Origin of the sequence: Lysinibacillus sp. K60 (assembly GCF_019731275.1) — a bacterium.
In the GTDB taxonomy this organism is placed as follows: Bacteria; Bacillota; Bacilli; order Bacillales_A; family Planococcaceae; genus Lysinibacillus; species Lysinibacillus capsici.
Window position 1 is genome coordinate 186,025 of sequence record NZ_JAASJR010000001.1, and the last position, 26,957, is coordinate 212,981.

The following is a 26,957-nucleotide window of genomic DNA, read 5'->3' on the forward strand; positions in this document are numbered from 1 at the left end:
AAAATAATACAAACGAATGTTCTGTATTGAGGAGTGAGGATGATGAAAGAACAATTGATTAAAGCAATGCAACGTAACCAATTTTTAAATATGATGTACATATCTAAAGACGGCACAGTGTCAAAAAGGCGTATCAAAATTATTAAAATTGCTGGCGATTCGTTTCAAGCTTATTGTTTTACAAGGCAAGCCAAGCGTACATTCATGATTGATAGTGTTTTAGCAGTTGTTCCAATCATCCACAAGGAACGTGAAGTCGTATGATGAACCCCGAACAACGAAGAATGCTGCATAAATTAGTTGTACATGATATGGCAGTTCAATCCTTACAACGTGATTTCGCTGTAATCGAAAATCTCAAAATGGGTAAAGTGTATATGCCGATTCTTGAACAGCTATTAAAAGCAATCACCAATGATTATTACAACCTTAAAAGAGTGCTGGCAAAGGACAAAATTAAAATTGTGAAGTGGGAAAAGGTGAGTGAGTATTTTAGCGATTTAACAGTAACCACCGTTGGAAATGATGAAGTGATGAGATACGCTAATCAAGCACTCAAAACTCAAGTAGAAGAATTACTTATAAGTCATCAAAATAAATAACCAGGCGCTCATTTGAAAGTGAGTACCTGGTCATTTTTTTATTCATCATACGGTCTGTATTTAGCATGTAATTCTTTCGCTGCTTCTTTTCTCGCTTCCACATCTTCACGTAAAAACATTCGATCCCGCGGTAACTCTTTGATAGGAGTTAGCTTTCCTCGTTTTACAAGTGAATTTAATGACTGCCTAGAAATTTGCAATTCCTCCAATACTTCTGATGATGTTAGGATTTCTGATTGAACTAATTTAATGAATTCTTCTTTACTGTTGAAAGAGTAGTTGTTTGACATTGGATGAGACCACCTAGTTTTTTATTTTTTTCTCATTGTAAGAACTGTTGCGCCAATTATTATTAATGCTGCAACTGTAAGAATTAAAGTAATAGTCGTCATGAAAATCACCTCTTCTTTTCATTTTGATTGTATAACAACTGCAAATCATTTATATTTAGTGTGAAGGCTAAGGGTGCTAGCCTTAACCTTCGTTTTTAAATTTTCTTTTGGACGCTACTTCTTTGAAGTGGTGTCTTTTTCTTTTTCATCAAGTGCTTTTGCTTTCTTGTTGTTTAACTTTGCTGTTTGAAAGTTAACGATTGCAATTGCTAAGTTGACGAATGCTGTTATTGCTACTACTCTTTCAAGTTCCATTTTTATTACCTCCTTTCTATACTCTTATTATAGCATATCTGCATACTTGAGTAAATAGATATTGTTGATTTATTTTCCTATTATGCTAAAAATTTTCATAAAAAAAGCCACTTTTTTGAGTGGCTAATTTATTGTATTTGTCCATTTACACTAACTTGCGTAGCATTCATTGCTCCTGTCATTCCAACCACATTACTGACTCCTAAGTCAGATGCAGCATAGCCATCACCTGATAATGGTCCTGAAGCTTCTACAGCATCTCCTACGTTCACATCAATTTCATAAGGAGGGAAAACAGGGAGTACATAACCTTGATCATTCTTAATTAAAAGTGCATTTTCCATGTTACCGAATAAACCTTCTAATGACTTAACACCAACTACTTCACCTTTGAAATAATACTCCATACCTTTAAATTTCGATTCGGTTTTATCATAAAGCATTGCTCCAGCTTTTGCAGGATATTCTTCAGCATTGAGTTCACCTTCAGTCATGTTTGCAATTTTGCTTGAAGTTGTTTCATTCTTAGGTTTATCTGTATTGGCTGGTTTTTGAGCAGTTGTTTGAACGTTAACTTGAGTTTCACTTGTAGTATTAATCTCCTGTTCATGTTCAATTTCTTCAGATTTGTTTTCATCTTTCTTTTCTTCTGATGCATCAACTGATGTACTTATTTTGTTATCTTCTTTATCTGTCTGAGTTGAATCTGTTGGCTTTTCTAAGAAATTATAAGGTATTGATAAAACAGCAACTATTGCAAATGATATACCTCCTAATTTTAAGAACTTCATTCCTTTAGGTTTATTTTTTTGTTTAAAACTAACAATTGCTACAACAATAAATACAAATAATGCAATGGAGACTAACCCAGCAATCCCAGCAATCGTATCTGCCATCTAAAACGACCTCCCTCTATATTTCCATTTTAGGAAATTACACAAAGAAAGTACACAAAAAACAGACAACCTTATTTAGTTATCTGTTAATCCCATTCCAATATTTCATCAAAGCTTTTTATTTCTAGTGTCTTACAAATGGTTTCTAAATGCGCTTTGTTGATTGTATCTCTACGATTGTTAACAATTTCACTGATAGCAGCTTGTCGTATCCCTGTCATTTCAGCCAGTTTAGATTGTGTAAGTCCTCGTTCTTCCATTACTTCTTTTAGTTTTATCCGCATAGTAAACCACCCTTCGTTATAATCTCTTATTCAAAATATATCAGAATATACGTTTATACGCAATATCGAATAAAATTTTCCTAAAGGTATTGACTATACGAATAAGCGTATAATATGATGTATCTAAATAAACGTATATACGAATATTGGTATAAAAAAGAGGTGAAACACAAATGGCATTCGAATACTTAGCACAATACATAACATTCAATTCAGTAGCAGATATGGATAAGAGTGTGGAGGACCATATGGCGGTTCACTATTACGACTTAACAGAATCAGAAAGAGCAATCGTATTTAAACTCGCATCACACAGCTTAGAACATACAGGAGTATGCCATTTAAAAGCGAGTACCATTGCTGCATCTTTGGAGATAAGTACAAAAACAGTTTATCGATCGATGAAGAAATTAGCAGAGTTAGGCATCATCGAAAAAGTACCAAGCACTAAATTAAACGGCATTAAAGGGGCTAGTATTTATCGAATATTACCTTATGTCCCATCGAGCGTGTCCCAACGAGAGACAGCCGAAGAAGCTAGTAATGACGCGGTTTGTCCTCCACAATTTGAAAACCAACCATCTAGTTCTTTTTATCTTTCTTCTTTTAAAACAAGCAATTTACAAGAAGTATATGAATCAGCACACGCTGAAAAAGAAGCTTGTAAGGAATACATGAACGAGTACCAAGTGATGCTTTACGATTTCATGCACTCGCTGCCATTAATAGACGAACTTAAAGAACAATTACACAAATGTATCTTAGCTACAAAAATGAACGATGTACATGATTTCGTGAACGCTAAGGATGTTTTAGTTAACATTATCCGTGATATTGCGAACGGTACATTAACTATTACTAGTACATTAAGAGCTGTGTTTGTAGGGGCATTTAACAAGGCTGTAGGACGTCTGAAAGTTAAGCCTAATAAATCATCATCTATAGAAGAAACAACAGATAGAGAGCGTCCAGTGCCTTTCTATAATTGGTTAACAGAACGTGATGGCCTTCCACAATCAAATACAAATAATAGACCAACAATCGATAACTGGTTGTTGTGGTAAAGGGGGATATATCAATGACACACTTTGAGTACATGCAGCAGCAAGGGCAAATTACTATTTATGATTTACTGGGTCAATATGAAGAAATGCAATTCAAGAAGCCATCCACAAATGTTAATAAGCCTGTTGATAAAAAGATGTACATTGAACCTCGTAGGAGGGTGTATATTGTTCGGTGATTTTTATGCCCTTTTGTATACCTAATACCATGCCTGATTGAATGCCATGCGAGTATTGATGTGGGCATATATGAAATGCTGTTGTATCAATGGTTTAATAAGCCTTTTTGAAATGCTCGATACAAGCAACTCTTACTACGTAAGAGAACCGTGACGCTGATGAAATTAAAGAAAGGATGAAAGTGTGCTATTTGAAATTTTAACAACCTCATTAATGGGTGGAATTGCATTAAAAGCTTTCTCCAAAAGTAAGGGAGTGTCCTCAAATGATTCAGGGAAGATCCAGCGCATTATGTCGTTGTCTGGATTAAATGTGAAAGATGGCAAGGATACTTTGACAACTCAATTGGTGAAGAAGAAACAGCATGAATGGGGATGGGAATATAAGTACAGGATTCCTCTTGGTCGTTCATTCGCTGATTATGAAGCAAAGCTAAAGGTATTTGAAGATGGTCTGAATAACCGTAGAAAGAATATTACCTTTAATGATTTACGACAACTGGATCTCAATAAAGACCTTCTTCTGCAGCTTCAACAATTGTGGAAGGCAAAGCTTACAGAGCAAAAGGAAATTGAATTATCCTATGATGGATTATTGATTATTAGAGTGTATGATAAGCCGTTAGCAAAGGAAGTTCCATTCACACCAGGTAAAGGTTGGAGTGTGCCTGTAGGTGTTACTAGAGCGCGCAATGAGTTTAAGTATCATGACTTTGAAATTGTGCCGCATATCGTTCTAGGTGGTGCCACAAGGTATGGAAAGAGTAACTTAATAAATTCAATGATTACGTCGCTAGTTCACAGTGAACCATCGTCAGTAAACTTCTATTTAATCGATCTAAAAGGTGGAGTGGAATTATGCGACTATGAAAATATTAAACAGACGATTTCCATTGCTTACGAGCCGTATGAGGCCCTCCACACATTGCAACAAGCCTATGACAAGATGCGCGTTATACAACGTGAATTAAAGTGTAAAGGAAAGAAGAACGTACAAGAGGCAGGCATAAAGGAACGTTACTTTGTTGTCATTGATGAAGTAGGGGAGCTTAATGCAGCCGAGGCAGTTACTAAGGAAGAGAAACGTTTAAAACTGGAATGCCAAACAATCATGAGCCAAATAGCGAGGCTTGGAGCAGGGCTAGGTTTTAGGCTAGTTGTAGCTACACAATATCCAACTGGGGACGTCATCCCTAGACAGATTAAACAAAATGCTGATGCAAAGTTGTGCTTTAGAGTACAGTCAGGAGTGGCTTCAAGAGTCGTACTGGATGCAGAAGGGGCAGAGTCGTTACCTCAAATAAAAGGCCGTGCTATTTACCAAACAGCAGATAAAAGGGAAATACTTCAAACACCACTGATCACACCACAAATTATCCACGATGCTATTCAACCACACATAATCGATAAGAAAGGGGAGCGCGTTGAAGAAACAGTTATCCAACCGAGACGAACAGATACTGTTACTTTTGAAGAAGTTTGATTTTATGACGCGTGATCAACTTAGTCGATACTTTAACCTTGGAAAGAAACGTAATACGAATAGGGTCCTCCACAATTTATCCAGTTATCTATCATCCATTCGGGATGGTTACGAAACAGTTTATTTCCTCAACAATTCAGGTCGTCTATATGTTGATTGTGAAAAGGTACGTAAGAAAGGCGGCCATGTACAACATACCATCATGCGTAATGAGTTCTGGCTATTTTATAAGTGTCCAAGGGATTGGAAGAACGAAGTTAAAATATCGGATGGTACTACCAGTATCATTGTGGACGGCATGTTTTCAAGGAATGGGTTTCAACATTTTTTAGAGGTCGATAACCTTCAAACGATGAAGGAAAACAGGGAGAAAATTAAACGCTACAAGGAGCTCATGCCAAGCGTTGTAAAGCAATTAGGCTATTACCCAACACTTGTATGGTTGACCACAACAGAGTTGCGTAGGCAGCAGTTAGAAGCATCCTGTGGAGGGCTAAAGTGCAAGGTGTATACAATTAATGAAATTAAAGGAGGAATATAGATGTTTAAAAAACGTATTAAAACAGAGGTAGTACCAACTAGTGAGTATACAGATTATAGTGAGCGATTCGAAGGGGATGAAAAGTATGCAACTTTAAAACATGTAGCAATAGCTGCAGCTATACCTTCCACAGTTGCAATAGGAACAGGATTATTTATGTTCAATAAATTCAATGACACTTATTCCTCCACAGTTATGCCTGTAGCTGCTCCAATTCAACAACCAATATTGGAACCAGTCGTAGCACAAATACCTTCCTCAATACCTGTTAATGCTTTTCCTCAACAAACTGGAATCATTGCTGATAAATCACTAGAGATACTCGCAACTGCTTTAGATCCAGTTGTACAAATTTTAGTAGCAATTAGTTTTCCGATAGCCAGCGTCATTATGGTAGGTGGTTGTTTCTTCTTTATGTTAGGGAATAGTGAGCGTGCTTGGAATACAATTATGAATGCTGGATTAGGTTATGTATTAATTCAAATGTCTCCGTTATTTTTAGAGATACTTAGAACGATTGGTAAGGCTGTTTGAATTTAAATGGAAAAATTAATCCAATTGAAAGTACTGTGAGGTATTATTAAATTACAATATAGATTAATGGAAGAAAGATTCAACAGGAGGATAAAATATGAAACGTTTAGTTATTTTTATAGTACTAATTTGGTTGGTCTTATTAGCTATGTATTTCTTTTTAACAGGGTCACCAAGTTAGAGTGTTATCAGATTATAAAATACAAAAGACCACTCCAAAATGGGTGGTCTTAATTTCTTATTCATAAAAACAAGCGACTTCGAGCGACTAAAAAGCGACCAATTGACTGGATAAATATAAATAACAGTGATTTCAGATATAGTATAATAGAAAATAATAAAACGAAAATGTAGTAAACCATACACTTCGAGAGTATTAAAGACATCATTAACTAAGTGATTTAAAAGGTATTACTTTTTCTGTTAATTGTCTAGAGGAGGAATGGATATGAAAATCGGATGTATTCAATTAAATGTTGGCTTTGGCAAAGCTGAAGAAAATTTTGCGCGTGCTGAGGAGAAGATTCGTGAAGCTGCAAAACAAGGGGCAGAAATTATTGTGTTACCTGAAATGTGGAACACAGGCTATGCTTTGGAAAAACTGTCTGAGCTAGCAGATATCAATGGTGAGCGGACAAAGGCCTTTTTGGCTAAACTTGCTAAGGAACTTGATGTACATATTGTAGGGGGCTCTGTTTCAACAAAGAAAGGCGACAAATTTTATAATACAATGTATACCTTTGATCGTAATGGAGAACTTGTTGGGGAATACAGCAAGGCACATCTTTTCCGTTTAATGGACGAGCATCTTTACTTAGAGGCAGGGAATGAAATGAATCGTTTTGCTCTAGGTGACATTGAAGCTGCTGGTGTTATTTGCTATGATATTCGCTTCCCAGAATGGTTACGAGCCCATGCATTACAAGGAGCAAAGGTATTATTTGTACCAGCGCAGTGGCCAACTCCAAGGATTGACCATTGGAAAACATTGCTACAGGCTCGGGCAATTGAAAATCAATGCTTTGTCATAGCCGTTAATCGTATTTCAAAAAAGGTAGAAAATTTTAATGGGCAATCCATGATTATTCAGCCTTGGGGAGAAGTACTTTGGGTTGGTGCTGAGGACGAGGAAATAGCGGTGATCGATGTAGACTTTTCTATTGTCGATGAAGTACGTGGAAGAATCCCTGTTTACGATGATCGCAGACCTGAACTGTATCAGGATGTAGTTGTGAAAGGGTAATTAAGGGGCACGCTTAGGAAGGTAGATAGCCTTTTGAGCGTGCCAACTTTTTTCTAGCTCTTATCCTCGATCAATGAATTGGCTAGTAGCATAAATTCAAGTGTAATGCGGTTATGCCCATTCATAAAATTTTTACCTAGTAAACTTTCAAGCTTTTTTAAGCGGTGATAGAGTGTTTGACGAACAATAAACAATTGATTCGCTGTTTGCTGTTTAGAGCCATTTGTTTGTAAATACACCTGCAATGTTTCGAGAAGCTTACTATTATATTTTTTATCGTATTCAATAACTGGCTGTAAATAGTCGTAAATCACTTCCTGTAAATCCACTTGCATTTGTAATTTATAGATTAAATGATATAAATGCAGATCATCGTAAAAGAACGAGGACGTTTGTACTTTTCGACAAATATATAAGGTTTCTTGTGCAGTTTGATAGCTTTTAGGAATTTCATCTACATCACAAACAACCTTCCCAATAGCTATCTGATAACCTTGTGCTTGCTGCTTTTTATAAAATTCAGTTTTGGCCAAGGAGGAAAACATGTTGTTCAACATATCACGAATGGCTTTACTATCTTTTGTATGCAGTAAAATAAAAATAACATAGCTTTTTCTTTCAAATAAAAATGGAATAAAGCCATGTTGCTCAAACAGATTACGGTAATAAAGCTTACTATAGACAACATCCTCCTGTGCCTTTGTCAATGTATTAGGAGAAGCCAAAATAAAGACAGTGCCACTAGATTGTGTATAGTTAGCATAATGTGTAACGATAAATTTATAAATTTCCTCCTTAGACAGTTTTTGATCAATCCAATCAGCTAAAATCGAAGCATCCTCAATATTCTTTTTTTCCTCAATATAAAACTCTCGCATTAAAAGCTGTGCCAACGCTGTTGCCGTGCGATCTAATATTAATAATTCAAATTCGGAGAAAAGCCCATCTTCTCGATAAATTGATAAATCAGCATAATGTTGATCAAATAGAAAAATAGGCTCATGTTTAAATTGCTGAGTCGATATATTCAATGTTAGGAATTGCTGCCGCTTTTTATGAGCCATATTGGGGAAAAAGATAGGCTCTCTTCCCTTAATGGAAAACATAATTTGTATTTTCAATTCATTATACATATTTTGTAAAATATCATCCGTGTTTTGTCCCAATAGTGCATTTTTGTTCAATGTTTGTGAGTAAGCTTCTAGTGAAGAAATCAATAGATATTGCTGATTGATAATTTGGCTATGTAAATCCTGTGTAATACGAACGAAAGGAACTGCTTCATGGAAAACAATAATAGGAAACTGGTGGCGGTTGGCAAGCGTTAAAATCGCTTCAGGTACTGTTTGAATAGAGGTGCCATATTCAATACAAAGTGCAGCACAATTTTTTTGAATGATGGCTTCTATAAAGGATACAAAGTCCTCAATACTATGTTGAAGACTAAGCCCTGTAGTTAATACTAACTCTTCACCAACTAAAAAATTATCAACATGTATGATTTCTAGTACATGTACCCATTTAACGCTCCTTGTTAGTCCCTCATGACCTGCAACTACCTCTGCATTTTGAAAATATTTATTCTGTAAAACGTCTAGTACTTTTAGTTGAAATGAGCTCATTTTTGCCCCTCCTTTTGACATGCATCTCTGTGATTGATATTCAATAATTTCTGCTTAGTGCTATAAATTTACTCATAAAATCGTTTAAAAATTATTTTAAGAATATTTAGTCTATTTTACATTATGTATAAAACAAAAGTATAGAATTTTACAGTTTGTCTATTACTTCAACGTTATGAAAGATGTAAGATTTTTGTAAGCGATCAAGCAATCTACTAAAAGAGGTGACAGATATGGGGCAACAAACGCATTTACAAAGAGGATTAAAGAAGCGGCATATGACGATGATTGCGATTGCCGGTGTAATCGGTGCTGGACTATTTATGGGGAGTGGCTCGGTCATTAACCTAGCTGGTCCAGGGGCAATTTTATCGTATATATTTGCAGGAATTATCGTTGTATTAGTTATGCGTATGCTAGGTGAGATGGCGGCAGTCAATCCAACGAGTGGATCGTTTGCTCACTATGCACATGAAGCCATTGGTCCGTGGGCAGGTTTTATGATTGGATGGTTGTACTGGTTTTTCTGGGTGATTGCCATTGCTTTAGAGGCAACAGCAGCAGCTGCCATTATTCAATATTGGTATGATGGGATTCCTTTATGGCTATTAAGTCTGTTATTAACTGTAGCACTTACATTAACAAATGTTCTTTCTGTCAAAGCTTTTGGTGAGTTTGAGTATTGGTTCTCTCTTATTAAGGTTGCAAGTATAGTCGTTTTTCTAGGTCTTGGTGCCTTTATTATCTTTGGTATTGCTCCAAACTTTAATGCTGTTGGTATGACCAACTTAGTTGAGCAGGGTGGTTTTTTACCAAATGGTTTTGGCGCTGTTCTAATGGGTGTCGTTATAGTTATTTTTTCATTTATGGGGACAGAAATCGTTGCGATTGCTGCTGGTGAATCGGATGAACCGTTAGCCGCTGTCACAAAAGCTACCAATTCTATTACTTGGCGTATTTTAATTTTCTATGTAGGCTCTATTGCAGTTGTAGTGACGCTATTGCCTTGGCATTCCTCAGATATTTTAACAAGTCCTTATGTAGCTGTACTTGATTATATTGGTATTCCTGCAGCCGCACAAATTATGAATTTTGTTGTTTTAACTGCTGTATTATCATGCCTAAATTCAGCACTTTATGCTACATCAAGAATGGTATTTTCTTTAGCAGAAAAAGGAGAAGCACCAAGGGCATTTTTAAAATTAAACAAAAATGGTGCACCTGTCAATGCCATACTTGCCGCAACATTTTTCTCATATATTGCGGTCATTATGAACTATGTGTCCCCAGATAAAGTATTTATGTTTTTATTAAGTTCTTGTAGTGCTATTACGTTGATCCTTTATTTAATCATTGCCTTTTCACAGTTAAGAATGCGCCGGAAGATTGAGCAAGAAAATCCAGAGCTATTAAAGGTGAAAATGTGGCTATTTCCATATTTAACATATTTAACAATAGTAGCAACAACAGCATTACTCATTGCGATGTTCTTTATAGAGTCTATGCGCTCACAAATATTATTTACATGCGTTATTGTGGCCATTGTGATGATTTTCTATATGCTGACTCAAAAGAAAAAGGTGATCAAACAAGCCGATGAATCAAGTTCCCTTTTCACAAAAGACGAGTTTGATTTTGAACAATAAGACGAAAAAGGAGTGGTCCAGTATGACAGTTCAACAAGAAATGAAAACGCTAACACATTTTATCAAAGGAGAAGAGGTAGCAGGTACAAGTAACAGATTCTCTGAAGTATATAATCCATCAACAGGTGAGGTTATTGCAAGAGTGCCCCTTGCTTCAAGAGCCGAGGTAAAGCATGCTATTCAGCTTGCTAAGGAAGCCTTTCCAGCATGGAAAAAAACATCAATTGGGAAGCGGGTAGAAGTGCTACATCGTTTCCGTCAGCTGTTAGTAGAAAGACAGGAAGAACTTATCAATTTGATTTGCCAAGAAAGTGGAAAAACTAAGGAAGATGCAAAAGGTGAAATTGTTCGTGGGATTGAATCTGTGGATATGGCGATCAGTGCCCCACAAATGCTAAAAGGAGAGTATTCCGTCAATGTAGGTGGAAATATTAATGCTTTTTCTGCCAAATCGCCACTTGGTGTAGTAGCAACCATAGCACCATTTAATTTTCCTGTTATGGTACCACTGGCTATTACAAGTATGGCTGTTGCGGTAGGAAATGCTGTTATTCTAAAGCCATCTGAACGTGTACCTATTTCAGCATTATATTTGAGCCAATTATGGAAAGAGGCAGGACTACCAGACGGTATTTGGACAGTGGTGAATGGAGATAAAGAGGCAGTCGATGAACTATTAGAAAACAAAGAGATTCAAGCAATTTCATTTGTTGGCTCAACGCCTGTTGCTGAATATATCTATCAAACTGGGACAAAGCACAATAAACGTGTCGCTGCATTTGGTGGTGGGAAGAATTTCATGATTGTTATGCCAGATGCCAATTTAGAACAGACAGCAAATGCCTTTTTAGGAGCAGCATATGGCGCAGCATCTCAGCGTTGCATGGCTATTTCTGGTGCACTCGTTGTAGGGAAGGATACAGAGCAACGATTTACAGAAATATTGAAAAATAAAATTTCCCAACTAAAAGTAGGGCCTTATACAGAGCAAGGCGTCGATTTTGGTCCTGTCATCACTAAACAATCAAAGGAAACGATTATACGTTATATCGATGGGGCCATAAGTGAAGGAGCCAATATTGTCATCGACGGAAGAAATCCAAAAGTATGTGAAACGTCAAATGGTTTTTATCTTGGTCCCACTTTACTTAATCATGTCACACCAGAAATGACGATCTTCAAAGAGGAGGTCTTTGGTCCAGCACGTATTGTAGTAGGGGTTGATTCACTACAAGAGGCTATTGATTTAATAAATGGTCATGAGCTTGGCAATGGTGTCACAATGTTTACAAGCAGTGGCGCGGCGGCGCGTAAATTCCAAGAAGAAATAGAGGTGGGCATGGTAGGGGTAAATGTGCCCATCCCAATCCCAGTTGGCTATCATAACTTTGGTGGGTGGAAACGCTCTAAGTTTGGTGAAGGGCATATGTTTGGTCCAGATCAGGCGAGGTTCTTTACAAAGGCAAAAACGATTTCTGAACGTTGGCCCGATGAGACAGAGGATACAGCAAGCTCCTTTGCGTTTCCAAGTAATAACGATGCGAAAAACTAAAATAATAATGAGGGGTGTTTGGCGATGACGCAGATCAATCTTAAAAGCGATGTATTAGCAAAGGATGAGCAATATGTATGGCATTCGATGAAACCCTATAATCCACAAGCCACGTATGTAGTAGAGAAATCTGATGGCGCAAGAATTACTGATACAGATGGTGCGGAATATATTGATGCGATGGCTGGGCTATGGTGTGTCAATGTTGGCTATGGTCGTAAAGAATTAGCGGATGCAGCACATGAACAAATGATGAAAAATGCTTATGCACCTTTATCTCAGGGACATTTGCCAGCAGTCGAACTAGCCGAAAAACTTAATGAAATGCTTGGTGGAGATTATGTTATTTTCTTCTCTAACAGTGGTTCAGAGGCGAATGAAACAGCTTTTAAAATAGCGCGACAATACCACCAGCAAAAAGGACAAAGCTCGCGCTATAAAATTGTCTCTCGCTACCGTGCTTATCATGGGAATTCATTCGGTGCATTAGCGGCAACAGGGCAGGCGGAGCGTAAATATAAATATGAGCCTCTATCACCTGGCTTTATCCATGTTGCACCACCTGATCAATATCGCGAGCATGAAAGTGATACAATTGCGTCATTAGATTTAGCGAGTGTAAAGGCTGTAGACAAAACGATGACATGGGAGCTGAGCGACACCATTGCAGCGATGATCTTAGAGCCTATTATTACAGGTGGAGGTGTCATTATGCCTCCAGAAAACTATTTAAAAGGTATTGAAGAAGTATGTAAAAAACACGGCGCTTTAATGATTGTAGATGAGGTTATTTGTGGCTTTGGTCGTACAGGGAAGCCATTTGGATTTATGAATTATGGTGTAAAGCCTGATATTATTACAATGGCTAAAGGAATTACAAGTGCCTATTTACCATTATCAGCTACAGCGGTAAAGCGTGAAATATATGAGGCGTTTACTGGATCAGATGCATACGGCTATTTCCGCCATGTTAATACATTCGGTGGCTCGCCGGTGGCATGTGCAGTCGCATTAAAAAATATTGAGATTCTTGAACAAGAGGCATTATTTGACCGTTCCAAGGAAATTGGTGCAGCAACACTAAAAACACTGCAACAAGAATTACAGCATCACCCAAATGTAGGAGATGTACGAGGCAAAGGCTTATTGATTGGAATTGAATTAGTGGTAGATAAAGTTTCGAAAGAACCTTTATCTGTGGAGAAAGTGAATGCTGTCATTGCAGCATGTAAAGGGCAAGGGGTCATCATTGGGAAAAATGGAGCCACTGTAGCAGGGTTTAATAACGTCTTAACGTTATCACCACCACTTAATATTGCACAAGAAGATCTTGACCGCATACTAAATGTGGTTGTGAATAGTATAAATACGCTATAGCAACTATTCATGTAGGTTCTAAAAGCCGCGTAATAAGGGCTTTTAGAACTTTTATTATTGGCCTTTGGGGCAACAAAAATTCTAGGAATAATTATTATAGTTCAATAAAAATAATTATAAAATTCTGAAATTTATCAAAAAAATAGTGGAAATATTAGATTTCATAGTTTATAGTTGTTAAAAAATAATTAATTTTCTGATAATAAAAATGTCCTAAGAGGGAATATTTTTTTAATCACTTATTTTCAGCAGTGGAATAAATACATCTTGTATGTTGAACTATACTTTCTGATTAAAAGCAATTGTGATAGTTGAGGGATAAATTTTTCCTGAATTGAATTGTCTAATCGTAAGAAAATATAGTTTATTTTTTGCTTAATTATTTTCATCAGTGGAGAAAATAAATGCTTTTTGGTAATTATATTTCTTAATTTAAGTTATAAGAAATATTTTTATATATTTTTACAAAGGGAGTAGATGAGATGAATTATGTTAAAAAATTGGTTTTTGTAATTCTATGTACGTTGCTTTTAGCGGCATGCGCAGAGAAAGACAATTCTAACGCATCAAATATTGGGGACAAGTCTACTACAGATTCAAGTACAGCTAGTTCAAAAAATGAACTTGTTATCGCTGTAAATGAAAACTTTATTTCAATGGATCCGCATAACACAGGGGATACGAATTCGAGTTCTGTTCAGGAGACAATGCTAGAAGGATTGTTAGGCTTTAATGCAGATGGTCAAATTATTAAGGTTCTAGCAGATGACTATTCAATTAGTGAAGACGCTCTAGTCTATACGTTCAAACTTAAAGAAGGGGTTACTTTCCATGACGGGGAACAGTTTAATGCTGAAGCTGTAAAGGTCAACATTGAACGGATCATGAATGATGAAAGCTTACGTTTATATTCTCGTGGTTTTAGCTTAATCAGCAATGTTGAAATTCTAGGTGACTATGAAATTAAAGTTACTTTAAAAGAACCTTATGGACCAATGATTACGCGATTCGGCGTTGCCAAAATGATTAGTCCAAAAATGATTAAAGAAAATTCAGCAGATATACCTAAAAAACCTGTTGGTACAGGACCATATAAATTTGTTGAATGGGTACAAGGAGACCATTTAACAATTGAAAACTTTGATGGCTATTGGGATGGTGGAGAACGTGTTGCTAAAATCACCTATAAACCAGTGCCAGAAAATGGGTCGCGCGTAGCGATGCTAAAAGCAGGTGATGCTCAGGTTATCTATCCAGTGCCAGCACAAAATATTGATGAGCTTTCTAATAGTAAAGATGTAGAGGTGAATAAGGTTCCTTCTACAATTGCACATTATGTTTCATTAAATACCTATAAAAAGCCTTTGGATGATATTAAAGTTCGACAAGCCTTTAACTATGCGGTGGACAAGGATGCTTATTTAAAAGTGGTGAATGCAGGGCTGGGTTTACCATTAGACTCCATTATTCCTTCTAAAACCGTTTATTATAAGCAGCAAAAAATGTATGAACACAATATTGAAAAGGCAAAAGAATTATTGGCTGAGGCAGGCTATCCAGATGGCTTCGATATTGAAATCTGGGGGAACACAAACTCAGATACGATGAAGGGTATGCAGTTTATTCAACAACAGTTAGGTCAAATCGGTGTAAAAGTAGAAATTAAATCAATGGAAGAAGGAACTTTATCAGACGAAATCTATGGTGCACAAACACCAGATGATGCGAAATTACAAATGTGGTATGTGAGTTGGTCAGCGTATGCTTCGGATATAACGAATGCAACAAAGCCTCTTTTCCATAGCGTATCATTCCCACCGAATGGTGCAAATACAGCTTATTATCATAATACGGAGGCAGATCAATTAATGGATGAAGCTAATTCCATTTCAGATGTAGATCGCCAAGCTGAACTATATGAAAAATTACAGGAAATCGTTTATCAAGATACACCTTGGATTTTCTTAGGGGTAGATGAGGTTGTATATGGTGTACGTTCAAATGTAAGCGGTGTGCTAGTAAACCCTACAGGTGGACTTGATGTGAAGAATGCCAAAGTGGAGTAATGAACAGTAAAAGGAATTGATACTCGTCAATTCCTTTTCTACAAAAATAGAAAGGAGGAAGGCAACATGTGGAAGTATATAGCAAGAAGAACTGTTGAAATGATACCGATATTAATTGTCATTTCCATATTAACATTCTTATTTATTCATTTCATACCAGGTGACCCTGCACGATTAGTAGCTGGTAAGGATGCCACGCTAGAAGATGTTGAAAATGTACGCCATGAGTTAGGTTTAGATAAACCCATTCTTAAACAATACATGGATTATATGAAAAATCTTGTGACGGGTGAGCTTGGAACATCCTTAACAACCGGACTACCTGTCATAGATATGTTTAAAACAAGGTTTATGCCTTCTCTTCATCTTACTTTCCTTTCCATGTTTTGGGCTACATTAATGGGTTTGGTGATTGGTGTTCTTTCTGCCATCAATAAAAACAAATGGCCTGATTATTTTGGTATGGTAACGGCTGTTTCTGGCATCTCAATTCCAGGATTTTGGTTGGGCTTATTATTGATTCAATTATTTTCAGTGCAGCTAGGGCTATTTCCGACAGGTGGATTAGATGGCTTTACTAGTTATATTTTGCCCTCCTTGACCTTAGGGGCTGGCATTATGTCAATGATTGCTCGATTTACTCGTTCTTCCATGCTAGAAACGTTACAAGCAGATTTTATAAGAACAGGGAGAGCAAAAGGATTGAAAGAACACTCCGTTATTGTGACCCATGCTTTAAGAAATTCCTTGATTTCTGTGGTAACAGTAGCAGGTCTGCAATTCGGATTTCTCTTAGGAGGATCGGTGGTAGTGGAGACAGTCTTTAGTTTTCCAGGAATGGGACGACTTTTAATTGATTCGATTGCCTTTCGAGATTATCCCGTCATTCAGTCTGCCTTGCTGTTATTTGCATTTGAATTTATTTTAGTCAATTTAATTGTTGATGTGCTTTATACCGTGTTAAATCCAAAAATCCAATTGAATTCTTAAGGGAGGGAACAAAATGACTTCACCAACTACTATGCAAAATAGCCAAGTGCAAAATACACAAAGAAAATACTCTCCTCTTAAAGAATTTTGGAAGTCTTTTAAAAAACAAAAGGCTGCTTTGGTAGCAAGTATCTTTATAGGATTGTTAATTGTAGTCGCCATTATTGGTCCTTATATCGCACCTTACGATCCTTTTGAACCGAATTATGATGCTTTATTAGAGGGACCAAGTGCAAGTCATTTGGCAGGAACGGACGAGTATGGTCGAGATATATTTAGTCGTTTAATAGTAGGCGCAAAGATATCCTTAATGGTGAGTTTTAGTGCCGTATTTTTAGGCTTAATACTAGGAACTATTTTAGGTTTAATTAGCGGTTACTTTGGTGGGTGGATTGACAAAATCATCATGCGCAGCTGTGATGTGTTGTTTTCATTCCCTGATTTATTATTAGCGATTGCCATTGTAGCCTTATTGGGCCCTGGTATTAATAATGTCATCATTGCTGTGATGATCTTTAGTGTGCCATCTTTTGCCCGTTTAGTCAGAGGTGCTACATTGAATGCGAAGGAGAATGTCTACGTAGAGGCAGCACAATCAATGGGGGCTTCGCATGTTAGAGTGCTGTGGAAACATATTTTCCCTGAAACGATTAGTGAGTTAATCATTTTTGTCACAATGCGTATAGGGACAGCCATTTTAGCAGCTTCTGGTTTAAGCTTTTTAGGCTTAGGTGCAAGCCCTGAAATGCCTGAGTGGGGAGTAATGCTAAGTAGTGGGCGTGACTATTTAGGAACATCTTCGCACGTAGTCATCATGCCAGGCATTGCCATATTTTTAACCGTACTAGCATTTAACTTAATAGGTGATGGATTACGAGATGTGTTAGATCCAAAAATAAAGAATAATTAAGGAGAATGCCTATGCCAGAACATGTATTGCGAGTAAGTGACTTAGAAACGTCCTTTACGCGTGATAATAAGGAAATCAAGATTTTAAGAGGTGTCAATTTTTCCATCGGTAAAGGAGAGATATTAGGCTTAGTGGGAGAATCGGGCAGTGGAAAAAGCTTAACATCGTTATCCATCATGCAATTATTTCACGGTACTACAGGCAAAATCGTCAATGGCTCTATACATTTTAATGGGCATGACTTGACGAAAATGTCCGAATCAGAAATTCGGAAGATTCGTGGCAAGCAAATGGCCATGATTTTTCAAGAGCCCATGACTTCTTTAAATCCTGTCTTAAAAATAGGCAAGCAGTTAATGGAAGCAATTGAGATGCATTTGAAACTGCCGAAGAACGAAAGTAAGCATCATGCAATCCAAATGTTAAAAAGCGTGGGCATAGGAAGGGCCGAGGAAATCATTTATGAATATCCACATCAGCTCTCAGGAGGAATGCGCCAGCGTGTAATGATTGCAATGGCTATGGCCTGCCACCCTAATTTACTTATTGCTGACGAACCAACCACTGCGCTTGATGTCACGATACAAGCTCAAATTTTAGAATTAATGAAAAAGCTAAAAGAAGAAAATGAGACAGCTATTTTATTAATTACACATGATTTAGGTGTTGTTGCGGAAATGTGCGATAGGGTAGTGGTAATGTATGCAGGGCAGGTTGTAGAGGAAGCAGATGTCTTTGAATTATTTGCTAGCCCCAAGCATCCCTATACAAAAGGTTTAATTGCATCTGTACCGAAAATTGGTGATAACAAAGAAGTATTAGATTCTATCAATGGTCAAGTACCATCCCCACAAAATATGCCGAATGGTTGTAAATTTGCTCCACGTTGTAATCAAGCGATGTCTATATGCCATCAGGAGAGTCCACCGACAGTAAAAATTTCAGCTACACGCCAATGTAGCTGCTGGCTATATGTGAAAAAGGATGTGGAAGTAAATGCCTAACAGTATATTAAAAGTGGAGAATTTAAAAAAGAGCTTTCAAATAGCCGGAGGGTTATTTCAAAAAAAGCAATATGTTAACGCGGTTATAGATGTTTCCTTTGAAATAGAGGAAGGTACGACATTCAGTCTAGTAGGAGAAAGTGGTTGTGGGAAATCTACTACAGGCAGATTAATTACTAGATTAATAGCACCAACGAATGGAAGTATCGTTGTGGATGGGAAAGAAGTAACTACTGCAAAGCCATCTGAATTAAGGCACTTAAGGCAAACTGTTCAAATGATTTTTCAGGACCCCTATGCCTCATTGAATCCAAGAATGAAGGTCAAGGAGCTTGTTGGGGAACCTTTAGAAATTCATACAAAACTTTCGAAAGCAGAGCGTGAAAAACTAGTGCTTGAAATGCTTGAAGTCGTTGGATTAAATGCTGAACATGCCGATCGCTATGCACATGAGTTCAGTGGTGGACAAAGACAGCGTTTAGGTATTGCACGTGCTTTAATAACAAAGCCAAAATTAATTATTGCTGATGAGCCTGTGTCTGCGTTGGATGTATCTATACAATCGCAAATATTGAATCTATTAAAGCAATTACAGCAAGAATATAAAATATCGTATCTCTTTATTTCTCACGATTTAAGTGTTGTAGAGCATATTAGCCATTATATTGGGGTTATGTATTTAGGATCCATTGTAGAAATTGGGCGTAAAGAAACCATATTTAATGAACCAAAGCATCCATATACACAAGCGCTTATTGCTTCCGTACCAATTGCAGACCCAACGTTACGAAAAAAGAAGATCGTTTTAACTGGTGATATTCCAAATCCTAAAAATCCGCCAAGTGGTTGTACCTTCCACACAAGGTGCCCCTTTGCATCAGATATATGTAAGCAAGCTATACCAGAAATGAAGAAAATTAACGAAGAGCAAAGTGTTGCATGTCACTTTGTTAACTAATGGAGAGGATGTTTATAAATGAAAATAGGGTTAAGCACATACAGCATGGTTAAAAAAATGAGACAGGGAGAGATGGATGTTCTGGATGTTTTACAATGGGTAGCAGACAACGGTGGTCAGCATGTAGAATTAGTGCCCTACGAATTTACGGTTGTAGATAACTATGAACTTGCAACTGAAATTAAAGATAAAGCAGCAGAGCTAGGATTAGAGTTATCCGCCTATTCTTTACCAGCTAACTTTATTCAGGATACAGAAGAAGCTTTTTTAGAAGAAGTTGAACGTTTAAAGAAACATATTGATGTAGTACATCATATGGGTATTCAGATTATGCGCCATGACGTTACTCTTTTTACCTTACCAAAGGAGCAAACATCCATTCATTATTACAACGAGCACTTTGAAGAAATGGTTAGAGGCTGTCAGCTAATTGCAGATTACGCGAAACAATTTAATATTACGACAACGATTGAAAATCATGGCTTTAATGTTCAAACAAGTGATCGTGTACAACAATTAATTCATGCGGTAAACAGAGACAACTTTAAAACAACTTTAGATATCGGTAATTTTTTATGTATTGATGAAGAACCTCTCATTGGTGTTATGAAAAACATTCCTTATGCTGCTACGGTACATTTTAAAGATTTTTATATTCGTCCTTATTATGAAAATCCAGGTGAGGGCGAGTGGTTCCGTACAGTTCATAACAACTACATCAGAGGTGCTATTGTCGGACATGGCGATATAAATATTCGAGAAATTATTAAGCTCGTAAAAGGCAGTGGATATGATGGTTATCTTACTATTGAGTTTGAAGGAATGGAAGATTGTCAAGTTGGTTCAAAAATAGGAATGGATAATGTACGTCGTTTATGGGACGAATGCAAGCTCTAAAGGGGGAAAGTACATGAACAAATTAAAAGTTTGTGTCATTGGCACAGGTTCTATTTCAGATTTTCACTTAGGTTCCTATACGAATAATCCATTCGTTGAATTATATGGCGTGTATGATGCTTCTATTGAACGAGGCAAAGCGAAAGCAGCCCAATTTGGAGCAACGCATGTTTTTTCTACGAAAGAAGAGCTATTCGCAGATAAAAATGTGGATGCTGTCAGTATTTGTACATGGAATAATACGCATGCAGAATTGGCGATTCTTGCTTTGGAAAATGACTTACATGTTCTAATAGAAAAGCCGCTATCTATGACTTATGCAGAGGCTCTAAATATCCAAAAGGTTGCAGAAAAGCATCAGAAAGTATTTCAAGTGGGCTATGTAAGACGGTTTGCAACAAATACCAAAGTACTGAAAAGCTTCATTGACGATAACAAATTGGGCGATATTTATTATGCCAAAGCTTCCTGCCTAAGAAGATTAGGGAATCCAGGAGGCTGGTTTGCAGAAATTGATAAGTCTGGTGGCGGACCTTTAATTGATCTAGGGGTACATGTAATTGATATATGTTGGTATTTAATGGGTAGACCAAAGGTGAAGCGTATAACAGGTCATACTTACAATCAATTAGGAAATCGAAATCATATTGAAAATTTATCCTTTTACAAGGCTGCAGACTATGATGCTACTAAAAACACAGTAGAAGACTTAGCAAATGCCCTCATTACATTTGAGAATGGGGCTTCGCTAATGGTAGACGTTTCCTATACACTACATGCTATAAAAGAAGAAATAAGTATTAAGCTATATGGCACGAACGGTGGAGCAGAGCTAGAGCCTGAATTAAAAATTGTAAGTGAAGAGCATAATACGATTTTAAATATTCATCCTCAAATTAACGATCTAACATTTGATTTTGCGACTGCCTTTCAAAATGAAATCAATTCATTTGTTGATTGTTGCCTTCATCATTATGAATCAGTTGCACCTGTGGAAGATGGGGTAGAAATTATGAAAATCTTAGAAGGTATTTATATTTCTGCAACTGAAGGAAAGGAGGTTGTTTATTAAAATGGTGAAATTGGATAATAAAATCGGTGTGATAGTAGACAGCTTTCGTTTACCTATTGTTGAAGGTTTGTTAAAGGCGAAAGAAGTTGGTGCACAGGGGGTACAAATGTATGCCGTTTCAGGAGAATTGGACCCCGATAACCTAAGTGCTGAACAGAGAGCAGAATTGAAGGCGTATATCTTAGGGTTAGGTCTAGAAATCTCTGCATTATGTGGAGATTTAGGAGGACATGGCTTCCAAGATAAAGCAGAAAATGCCTGGAAAATAAAGAAATCGAAAGACATACTGCAATTAGCCAAGGACCTAGGAACATCCATTGTTACAACCCATATTGGCATTATTCCTGAAGATGAAAATGACCCAATCTATCAAACAATGCTGGAAGCTTGTGAAGAATTAGGACAATATGCTACATCATTAGACGCTTACTTTGCGATTGAAACAGGACCAGAAACGAGTAAAACATTAAAAGGGTTTTTAGATAAGCTATCAACGAATGGTGTATCGGTTAATTTTGATCCTGCCAATATGGTGATGGTAACAAAAGATGATCCTGTAGCTGGAGTCAAACTATTAAAGAAGTATATTGTACATACACATGTAAAGGATGGTATTCAACTACAGTCAACGAATCCTAAAGATGTGTACGGGTACTTAGGATACGATTCTGGAACGTCTCATGATAAAATAGAAGAAATGGTGGAAAATGGAGAGTTTTTCAGAGAACTTCCATTAGGTCATGGAGATGTCAATTTCGAGCTTTATTTTTCAGCTTTACAAGAAATCGGATACAATGGCTATTTAACTATTGAACGAGAAGTGAGATCAAATCCCGAAAAAGACATCAAAGAAGCTGTACAATTCATAGAAAAGTTTAAATAGGGGTTGAATCTAATTTGAAAAAGCAAGATCAAGTACAAATGCGAAGACAAAATAAATATATTGTGCTTGACGCAATAAGGCAGATGGCGCCAATTTCAAGAATTCAATTATCAAAATATACAAAAATGAGCCCTACGACCATTACTCGTATTGTGCAGGAGCTAGAAGCGGAAGGCTTTATTCTTGAAGGGGTATCGGAAGAAACAGCCATTGGTAGACGTCCTACGTTAATTCATATGCGAGAAGATGCTTTATATACGATTGGGATAGAAATTGACTGTTTTACTATTCGAATAGGTATATTAGATTTCTTAGGGAAGCTTATTGCCTTTCAGGAAGTCAAATGTAGCATTAGACACCAATATGAGGAAGCTCTACACCTACTGAAACAGTCTATAGATAATATCATGACAGAATATCAGATTGCTTCGGATAAATTACTAGGCATTGGGATAGGCGTTCCAGGAGTAATCAATAACGAGGAAGGGATAATCGTTTCCTCTGAGCAATTGAAGTGGGAAAACTGCCATATAAGAGAAGATTTAAATGGTATTTTTGGTTGTGAAGTCATCGTAGATAATGAATTAAAAATGCAAATCATTGCTGAAATTGGAGATATCTACACACCACTGTATTCAAATTGTATTTTAGTCGGAATTGGAACAGGAATAGGAGCATCTATATTATTAAATGGAGAAGTGTATCGTGGCATTCAAAATAAAGCTGGAGAGATAAGCCATATAACAATTAATCCATTTGGTGAGATGTGTCACTGTGGTAAAAGAGGGTGCCTATCCATGTATGTTTCTGAAGTTACGCTGTTAAAAAGAACACCAAAAAATCTTAATATTCAATCAATAGAAGAGATTTTGCATTGTGTTGATCAAGGCGAGCAATGGGCGATCGATATTCAGCACGATGTAGCTACTTTTCTAGCTATTGCCATCAATAATCTAGTTTGCTTATACGAGCCAGAGGCTGTCATTGTCAGTGGAGAAATTATTGAGCACAATGTGACATTTCAAAAACTGCTTAGTGATAAGTGTAAACAGTATATATGGAAGGAATTACAACCCTACTTTGATTTGCAGTTTTCCAATCAATTAAAAGAAGGGGTTGTTAAAGGAGCGGCATTACAAGCACAAAAGCAGTTGCTGTCTGTTTAAAGAAAGGTTGGTTGATTCGTGGCTTACTCAGAATTTTTAAAGGAGTATCGTTCAGGATTAATGGAAAATGTGCATTATGGTCAAATGAGTGCTGTGAATCTAGCGAAGGAAGAATTCGTCTCAGTAGGTCAAGATTATAAGCCTGTATATTTTCGTTCTGCAGCAAAACCATTTCAAGCCATTCCTATTTTTCTGACTGATTTTATAGAAAAGTACGAAATTACTTCAAAAGAAAGCGCACTATTTCTGGCTTCACAAAGAGGCGAAGTTTACCATCAAGAGGCATTAGTTTCTCTGCTGGAAAAACTCCCAATTCATGAAAATGAATTAATTTGTGCAGCATCCTATCCATTAAATGAGGAACCTAAAACACAGTATATTCAACAGGGATTTGAAAAGAGGAAACTCTTTCATAATTGCGCTGGTAAGCATTTAGGATTTTTAACTGCATGTCTAGCAAATGGCTATGATGTCAAGCAATATTGTCATCCCGAACATCCACTGCAACAGATGATAAAAAAATATATTGCTTATTTAAGTGAATATGAGATAGAGAGAATTCGTACAGGGATTGATGGCTGTGGTGCGCCCGTCTTTGCGATTCCGTTAAAAAACATGGCCATTGCCTATTTAAAGTTAGCACGACCAGAATTAATTGATGATCAACTAATTCGTGAAGCAGTAATCAAGCTTACGTCAGTGATGAATCATGAGAATCATATCATTGCAGCACAAAACTTTATTTGTACGGCATTATTAAAGGACCCTAATATTGTGGCAAAGGGCGGAGCACAGGGTGTATACTGTTTTGCTCTTAGAGATGAAGGAGTAAGTTTTGCCTTGAAAATAATGAATGGCTCAGAAAGTCCATGGCCGAATGTAATTGCTTCTGTATTGGAACAAATTCAGTATAAAAATCAAGAAACAATTGAGCGTATTAAAGCATTGTCTCCTACATTTGTGCGTAATGATGCAGGGGTAGAGGTAGGAGAAATTGTATCTACAATTAAAATTGTCTAGAGGTGAAGGCACTTGCATGTTTTGGCAATAGACGGTGGTGGAACGAAAACGATTGCAACAATCTCAACATGTCATGGGCAAATTATGGCGCTAGCAGAAACAGGCAAAAGTAATCCCACGTCCATGAGCTTTGAGCATTTTACAGAGACGATAACAGAATTAATAAATGATTTAAAAAGACAACAGCCTCAGGAATTTCAACACATTACAAAGTGCCATGCGGGCCTGTCTGGTGTAACAGAAAATAATAATGAGAAAATTACCTATGCATTATTAACCTCGCTTTTACCGAAAGACTGTCAACTATCACTATCGAATGATGGAATGAACGCGCTGTATGCGGGGACCTTGGGGCAGCCAGGCATTGTACAAATTTCTGGTACGGGTGCGATTACACTCAGTATAGATGCATCTGGAAGAATTGAGCGCACAGCAGGATGGGGTTATATTTTTGATGATGAGGGCAGTGGCTATGATATTGGCATACGCACATTAAAAGCGGTATTTAAAGCATTCGATAAAAGAGGTCCTGAAACGCTTCTAACAACAGCGGTATTAGAATATTTTCGATTACATTCCGTTCCAGAGATAATTGAAGTGGTATATGGTGAAGGACATCCGCGGGATACCATATCTCCTTTAAGTAAGGTTGCAATTGAATGCGCTAAACGTGGTGATGGAGAAGCCAATACAATTATTGATCAAGTGTGCCATGTTTTTTATCAAAGTATAGATGCTTGTTACAAAAAAAACCCGTTTGCAGATAAGCAAGTCAAAGTAGTGCTGGCTGGTGGAGTTTTTAATGAATTGGAGCTATTTACTAAAAAATTAATCGCTATTGATAAAAAGAATAGTAATCAGTATGACTTCGTGGGTGCTTATAGCTTACCAGTAGGTGGTGCCGCTTTAGCTGCTTTAAATTTACCATATAATGAAGCAAAGTTATTTATCGATCAATATGATGCAAGTATGAAGAAGTTTTTAACGAATTAATCCCACCTTAACTTAGCAAGTAGAGAATAGTATGTACTATATCTCTACTTGTATTTTGTTAGTCTCCTACTTTAAACATATACCCCTTATATGAATTATGAATAATCATGACGATTCCGATAAGCATAAAATTGGATAATAATGAACTTCCGCCATAGCTTAAAAAGGGTAGGGTGACACCTGTGACAGGTAAAAGCCCAATGGTCATACCGATATTTTGAGTAATTTGAAAGGCTAGTAAGCTTGAAATACCTGCCCCCATTAAAGTCATAAAGGGGTCTCGCGCTACTACTGTGATAACGACAATACGATAGATAACAAAAAATAGTAGCGCTATTACAAATGCTCCTCCAATAAAACCTAACTCTTCTGCAATAGCAGAGAATATAAAATCGGTATGTTTTTCTGGTACATAGACATTATTATGTAGATAGCCCTTGCCCACAAATTCTCCTGATCCGATAGCCATAAAGCCCTGGCGTACTTGAAAAGAAGAATCTGTATATTCATAAGGCTGAAGCCATCCATAAATTCTAGAAATCTGATGTCCTGATAGAGCGCCCAAAACCTTCTCTGTAAAAAATTCATTAAATCTGACATAGAGCACTACCATCGTACTGACGATAACTAGAGGAACGGCCGTAAATACAACAAGAAGCTTTCTATGAATACCTGAAAAGAAAATCATCGGTAAAATCATTGCCATATACAACATGACCATACCTGTATCGGGTTGTCTATAAACAAGTAGCGTAGGAGGAATGACAATTAGCCCGATTTTTATAAGTAACCAAAAATCTGCTAGATAAGAGGGGCGGACATTTTTCTCTTGATGAGCAATAATGACCTTACTCACAACTATTAAAAAAGCGAATTTTAAAAATTCCGATGGTTGGAGGGAGCCTAAAAACGGGATTTGATACCAGGATTTTGCCTGATTGATCGTTCGAGCAATGCTTTCAGGTGCAACAATAAGACCAGCCGTTAAAGCAACTATTAGGAAGTAAAATGGCCATCCAATCATCTTCAACTGTTCAATATCAAGCAAAGATATTCCAAGCATGATGGTTAATCCGATGATATAAAATAAAAACTGTTTGATAATAAAGGAGCTTGAATACTGTTCAAAATTTACACTACTAGATTGGACAAAAAGGCAACTAATAGCGCCGAGTAAAAGAAGACTTATTACTAAACTCCAATCTAACTTCTTGAATTGCGTCAAATGTAACACCTCCATTCTCTATTATGAACGCTGACAATGTATGGAAGGTTGCGGATGTTTTTCTGAAAATAGTATGAATAAGAAGCAATCATCCGGCTAATTT

Annotated in this window: 28 protein-coding genes; 22 read left to right on the forward strand and 6 right to left on the reverse strand. The window is 36.9% G+C overall.

Features of this window, described 5'->3' with window-relative positions; translation table 11 throughout:
- Positions 1 to 42 precede the first annotated feature (42 nt).
- Positions 43 to 264: a transcriptional regulator gene (locus HCH28_RS00940; protein WP_221679197.1), complete on the forward strand. Its 222-nt coding sequence runs from the start codon at positions 43 to 45 to the stop codon at positions 262 to 264.
- Positions 261 to 602, forward strand: a complete 342-nt coding sequence (locus tag HCH28_RS00945) for a DUF31 family protein (protein ID WP_221679198.1) — start codon at positions 261 to 263, stop codon at positions 600 to 602. The genes HCH28_RS00940 and HCH28_RS00945 overlap by 4 nt, the downstream gene beginning before the upstream one ends.
- Positions 603 to 640: 38 nt before the next feature.
- Here HCH28_RS00945 and HCH28_RS00950 read toward each other — a convergent pair whose 3' ends face one another.
- The 4 genes from HCH28_RS00950 to HCH28_RS00965 all read right to left on the reverse strand — a co-directional run bounded on the left by HCH28_RS00950 (position 641) and on the right by HCH28_RS00965 (position 2,429).
- Entirely contained in the window at positions 641 to 892 is a 252-nt protein-coding gene (locus tag HCH28_RS00950; RefSeq protein WP_221679199.1) for a helix-turn-helix transcriptional regulator, read from the reverse strand.
- Positions 893 to 1,108: 216 nt separating this feature from the next.
- Positions 1,109 to 1,249: a hypothetical protein gene (locus tag HCH28_RS00955; protein WP_221679201.1), complete on the reverse strand. Its 141-nt coding sequence runs from the start codon at positions 1,247 to 1,249 to the stop codon at positions 1,109 to 1,111.
- 128 nt (positions 1,250 to 1,377) lie between these two features.
- On the reverse strand, positions 1,378 to 2,145 hold the full coding sequence (locus tag HCH28_RS00960; RefSeq protein WP_221679202.1) for a hypothetical protein: 768 nt from the start codon (positions 2,143 to 2,145) through the stop codon (positions 1,378 to 1,380).
- A gap of 86 nt (positions 2,146 to 2,231) precedes the next feature.
- Positions 2,232 to 2,429, reverse strand: a complete 198-nt coding sequence (locus HCH28_RS00965) for a helix-turn-helix domain-containing protein (RefSeq protein WP_112117285.1) — start codon at positions 2,427 to 2,429, stop codon at positions 2,232 to 2,234.
- 173 nt (positions 2,430 to 2,602) lie between these two features.
- Here HCH28_RS00965 and HCH28_RS00970 point away from each other — a divergent pair, with 173 nt between their 5' ends.
- The 6 genes from HCH28_RS00970 to HCH28_RS00995 all read left to right on the forward strand — a co-directional run bounded on the left by HCH28_RS00970 (position 2,603) and on the right by HCH28_RS00995 (position 7,473).
- Complete coding sequence (locus HCH28_RS00970) at positions 2,603 to 3,493, forward strand: helix-turn-helix domain-containing protein (RefSeq protein WP_221679203.1); 891 nt, start codon at positions 2,603 to 2,605, stop codon at positions 3,491 to 3,493.
- A 14-nt stretch (positions 3,494 to 3,507) separates the two neighbouring features.
- Positions 3,508 to 3,672 carry a hypothetical protein gene (locus tag HCH28_RS00975; RefSeq protein ID WP_221679205.1) on the forward strand — a complete coding sequence of 55 codons (165 nt, stop codon included), beginning with the start codon at positions 3,508 to 3,510 and terminating at the stop codon, positions 3,670 to 3,672.
- Positions 3,673 to 3,856: 184 nt separating this feature from the next.
- Positions 3,857 to 5,155 carry an FtsK/SpoIIIE domain-containing protein gene (locus HCH28_RS00980; RefSeq protein WP_370635275.1) on the forward strand — a complete coding sequence of 433 codons (1,299 nt, stop codon included), beginning with the start codon at positions 3,857 to 3,859 and terminating at the stop codon, positions 5,153 to 5,155.
- A 4-nt stretch (positions 5,156 to 5,159) separates the two neighbouring features.
- Entirely contained in the window at positions 5,160 to 5,696 is a 537-nt protein-coding gene (locus HCH28_RS00985; RefSeq protein ID WP_255600373.1) for a replication-relaxation family protein, read from the forward strand.
- Positions 5,697 to 6,230: a hypothetical protein gene (locus tag HCH28_RS00990; RefSeq protein WP_221679208.1), complete on the forward strand. Its 534-nt coding sequence runs from the start codon at positions 5,697 to 5,699 to the stop codon at positions 6,228 to 6,230. It begins immediately after the preceding gene.
- Positions 6,231 to 6,678: 448 nt separating this feature from the next.
- Positions 6,679 to 7,473 carry a carbon-nitrogen family hydrolase gene (locus tag HCH28_RS00995; RefSeq protein WP_221679210.1) on the forward strand — a complete coding sequence of 265 codons (795 nt, stop codon included), beginning with the start codon at positions 6,679 to 6,681 and terminating at the stop codon, positions 7,471 to 7,473.
- 53 nt (positions 7,474 to 7,526) lie between these two features.
- Here the strand turns inward: HCH28_RS00995 and HCH28_RS01000 are convergent, their stop codons facing one another.
- Positions 7,527 to 9,095 carry a PucR family transcriptional regulator gene (locus tag HCH28_RS01000; protein ID WP_221679212.1) on the reverse strand — a complete coding sequence of 523 codons (1,569 nt, stop codon included), beginning with the start codon at positions 9,093 to 9,095 and terminating at the stop codon, positions 7,527 to 7,529.
- Positions 9,096 to 9,328: 233 nt separating this feature from the next.
- Between HCH28_RS01000 and HCH28_RS01005 the strand changes: the two genes are divergently transcribed.
- The 14 genes from HCH28_RS01005 to HCH28_RS01070 all read left to right on the forward strand — a co-directional run bounded on the left by HCH28_RS01005 (position 9,329) and on the right by HCH28_RS01070 (position 25,629).
- Complete coding sequence (locus tag HCH28_RS01005; RefSeq protein WP_221679214.1) at positions 9,329 to 10,741, forward strand: amino acid permease; 1,413 nt, start codon at positions 9,329 to 9,331, stop codon at positions 10,739 to 10,741.
- A gap of 22 nt (positions 10,742 to 10,763) precedes the next feature.
- Positions 10,764 to 12,293 (forward strand): CoA-acylating methylmalonate-semialdehyde dehydrogenase, encoded by a 1,530-nt coding sequence (locus HCH28_RS01010; RefSeq protein ID WP_221679216.1) that lies wholly within the window; start codon positions 10,764 to 10,766, stop codon positions 12,291 to 12,293.
- A gap of 24 nt (positions 12,294 to 12,317) precedes the next feature.
- Complete coding sequence (locus tag HCH28_RS01015) at positions 12,318 to 13,670, forward strand: aspartate aminotransferase family protein (protein WP_221679218.1); 1,353 nt, start codon at positions 12,318 to 12,320, stop codon at positions 13,668 to 13,670.
- 482 nt (positions 13,671 to 14,152) lie between these two features.
- Positions 14,153 to 15,736: a glutathione ABC transporter substrate-binding protein gene (locus HCH28_RS01020; protein WP_221679220.1), complete on the forward strand. Its 1,584-nt coding sequence runs from the start codon at positions 14,153 to 14,155 to the stop codon at positions 15,734 to 15,736.
- A 66-nt stretch (positions 15,737 to 15,802) separates the two neighbouring features.
- The gene (gene nikB, locus HCH28_RS01025; protein WP_221679222.1) at positions 15,803 to 16,726 is read left to right on the forward strand and encodes a nickel ABC transporter permease; all 924 of its coding nucleotides are present in this window, start codon (positions 15,803 to 15,805) and stop codon (positions 16,724 to 16,726) included.
- Positions 16,727 to 16,739: 13 nt separating this feature from the next.
- On the forward strand, positions 16,740 to 17,636 hold the full coding sequence (locus HCH28_RS01030; protein ID WP_221679224.1) for an ABC transporter permease: 897 nt from the start codon (positions 16,740 to 16,742) through the stop codon (positions 17,634 to 17,636).
- An 11-nt stretch (positions 17,637 to 17,647) separates the two neighbouring features.
- Entirely contained in the window at positions 17,648 to 18,640 is a 993-nt protein-coding gene (locus HCH28_RS01035) for an ABC transporter ATP-binding protein (protein ID WP_221679226.1), read from the forward strand.
- The gene (locus HCH28_RS01040) at positions 18,633 to 19,598 is read left to right on the forward strand and encodes an ABC transporter ATP-binding protein (protein WP_221679228.1); all 966 of its coding nucleotides are present in this window, start codon (positions 18,633 to 18,635) and stop codon (positions 19,596 to 19,598) included. The genes HCH28_RS01035 and HCH28_RS01040 overlap by 8 nt, the downstream gene beginning before the upstream one ends.
- An 18-nt stretch (positions 19,599 to 19,616) precedes the next feature.
- Complete coding sequence (locus HCH28_RS01045) at positions 19,617 to 20,495, forward strand: sugar phosphate isomerase/epimerase family protein (protein ID WP_221679230.1); 879 nt, start codon at positions 19,617 to 19,619, stop codon at positions 20,493 to 20,495.
- Between the two features lie 13 nt (positions 20,496 to 20,508).
- A complete protein-coding gene (locus HCH28_RS01050; RefSeq protein WP_004225482.1) occupies positions 20,509 to 21,567 on the forward strand; it encodes a Gfo/Idh/MocA family protein in 1,059 nt (352 codons plus the stop codon).
- Position 21,568: 1 nt separating this feature from the next.
- The gene (locus tag HCH28_RS01055; RefSeq protein WP_221679232.1) at positions 21,569 to 22,450 is read left to right on the forward strand and encodes a sugar phosphate isomerase/epimerase family protein; all 882 of its coding nucleotides are present in this window, start codon (positions 21,569 to 21,571) and stop codon (positions 22,448 to 22,450) included.
- 14 nt (positions 22,451 to 22,464) lie between these two features.
- Complete coding sequence (locus HCH28_RS01060; RefSeq protein ID WP_221679234.1) at positions 22,465 to 23,616, forward strand: ROK family transcriptional regulator; 1,152 nt, start codon at positions 22,465 to 22,467, stop codon at positions 23,614 to 23,616.
- An 18-nt stretch (positions 23,617 to 23,634) separates the two neighbouring features.
- Positions 23,635 to 24,636, forward strand: coding sequence for an asparaginase (locus HCH28_RS01065; protein WP_221679236.1), 1,002 nt, complete (start codon positions 23,635 to 23,637; stop codon positions 24,634 to 24,636).
- Between the two features lie 12 nt (positions 24,637 to 24,648).
- On the forward strand, positions 24,649 to 25,629 hold the full coding sequence (locus HCH28_RS01070; RefSeq protein WP_221679238.1) for an N-acetylglucosamine kinase: 981 nt from the start codon (positions 24,649 to 24,651) through the stop codon (positions 25,627 to 25,629).
- Between the two features lie 58 nt (positions 25,630 to 25,687).
- On the opposite strand, the gene HCH28_RS01075 is transcribed toward HCH28_RS01070, so the two are convergent.
- Entirely contained in the window at positions 25,688 to 26,854 is a 1,167-nt protein-coding gene (locus HCH28_RS01075; protein ID WP_255600385.1) for an FtsW/RodA/SpoVE family cell cycle protein, read from the reverse strand.
- Between the last annotated feature and the right edge of the window lie 103 nt (positions 26,855 to 26,957).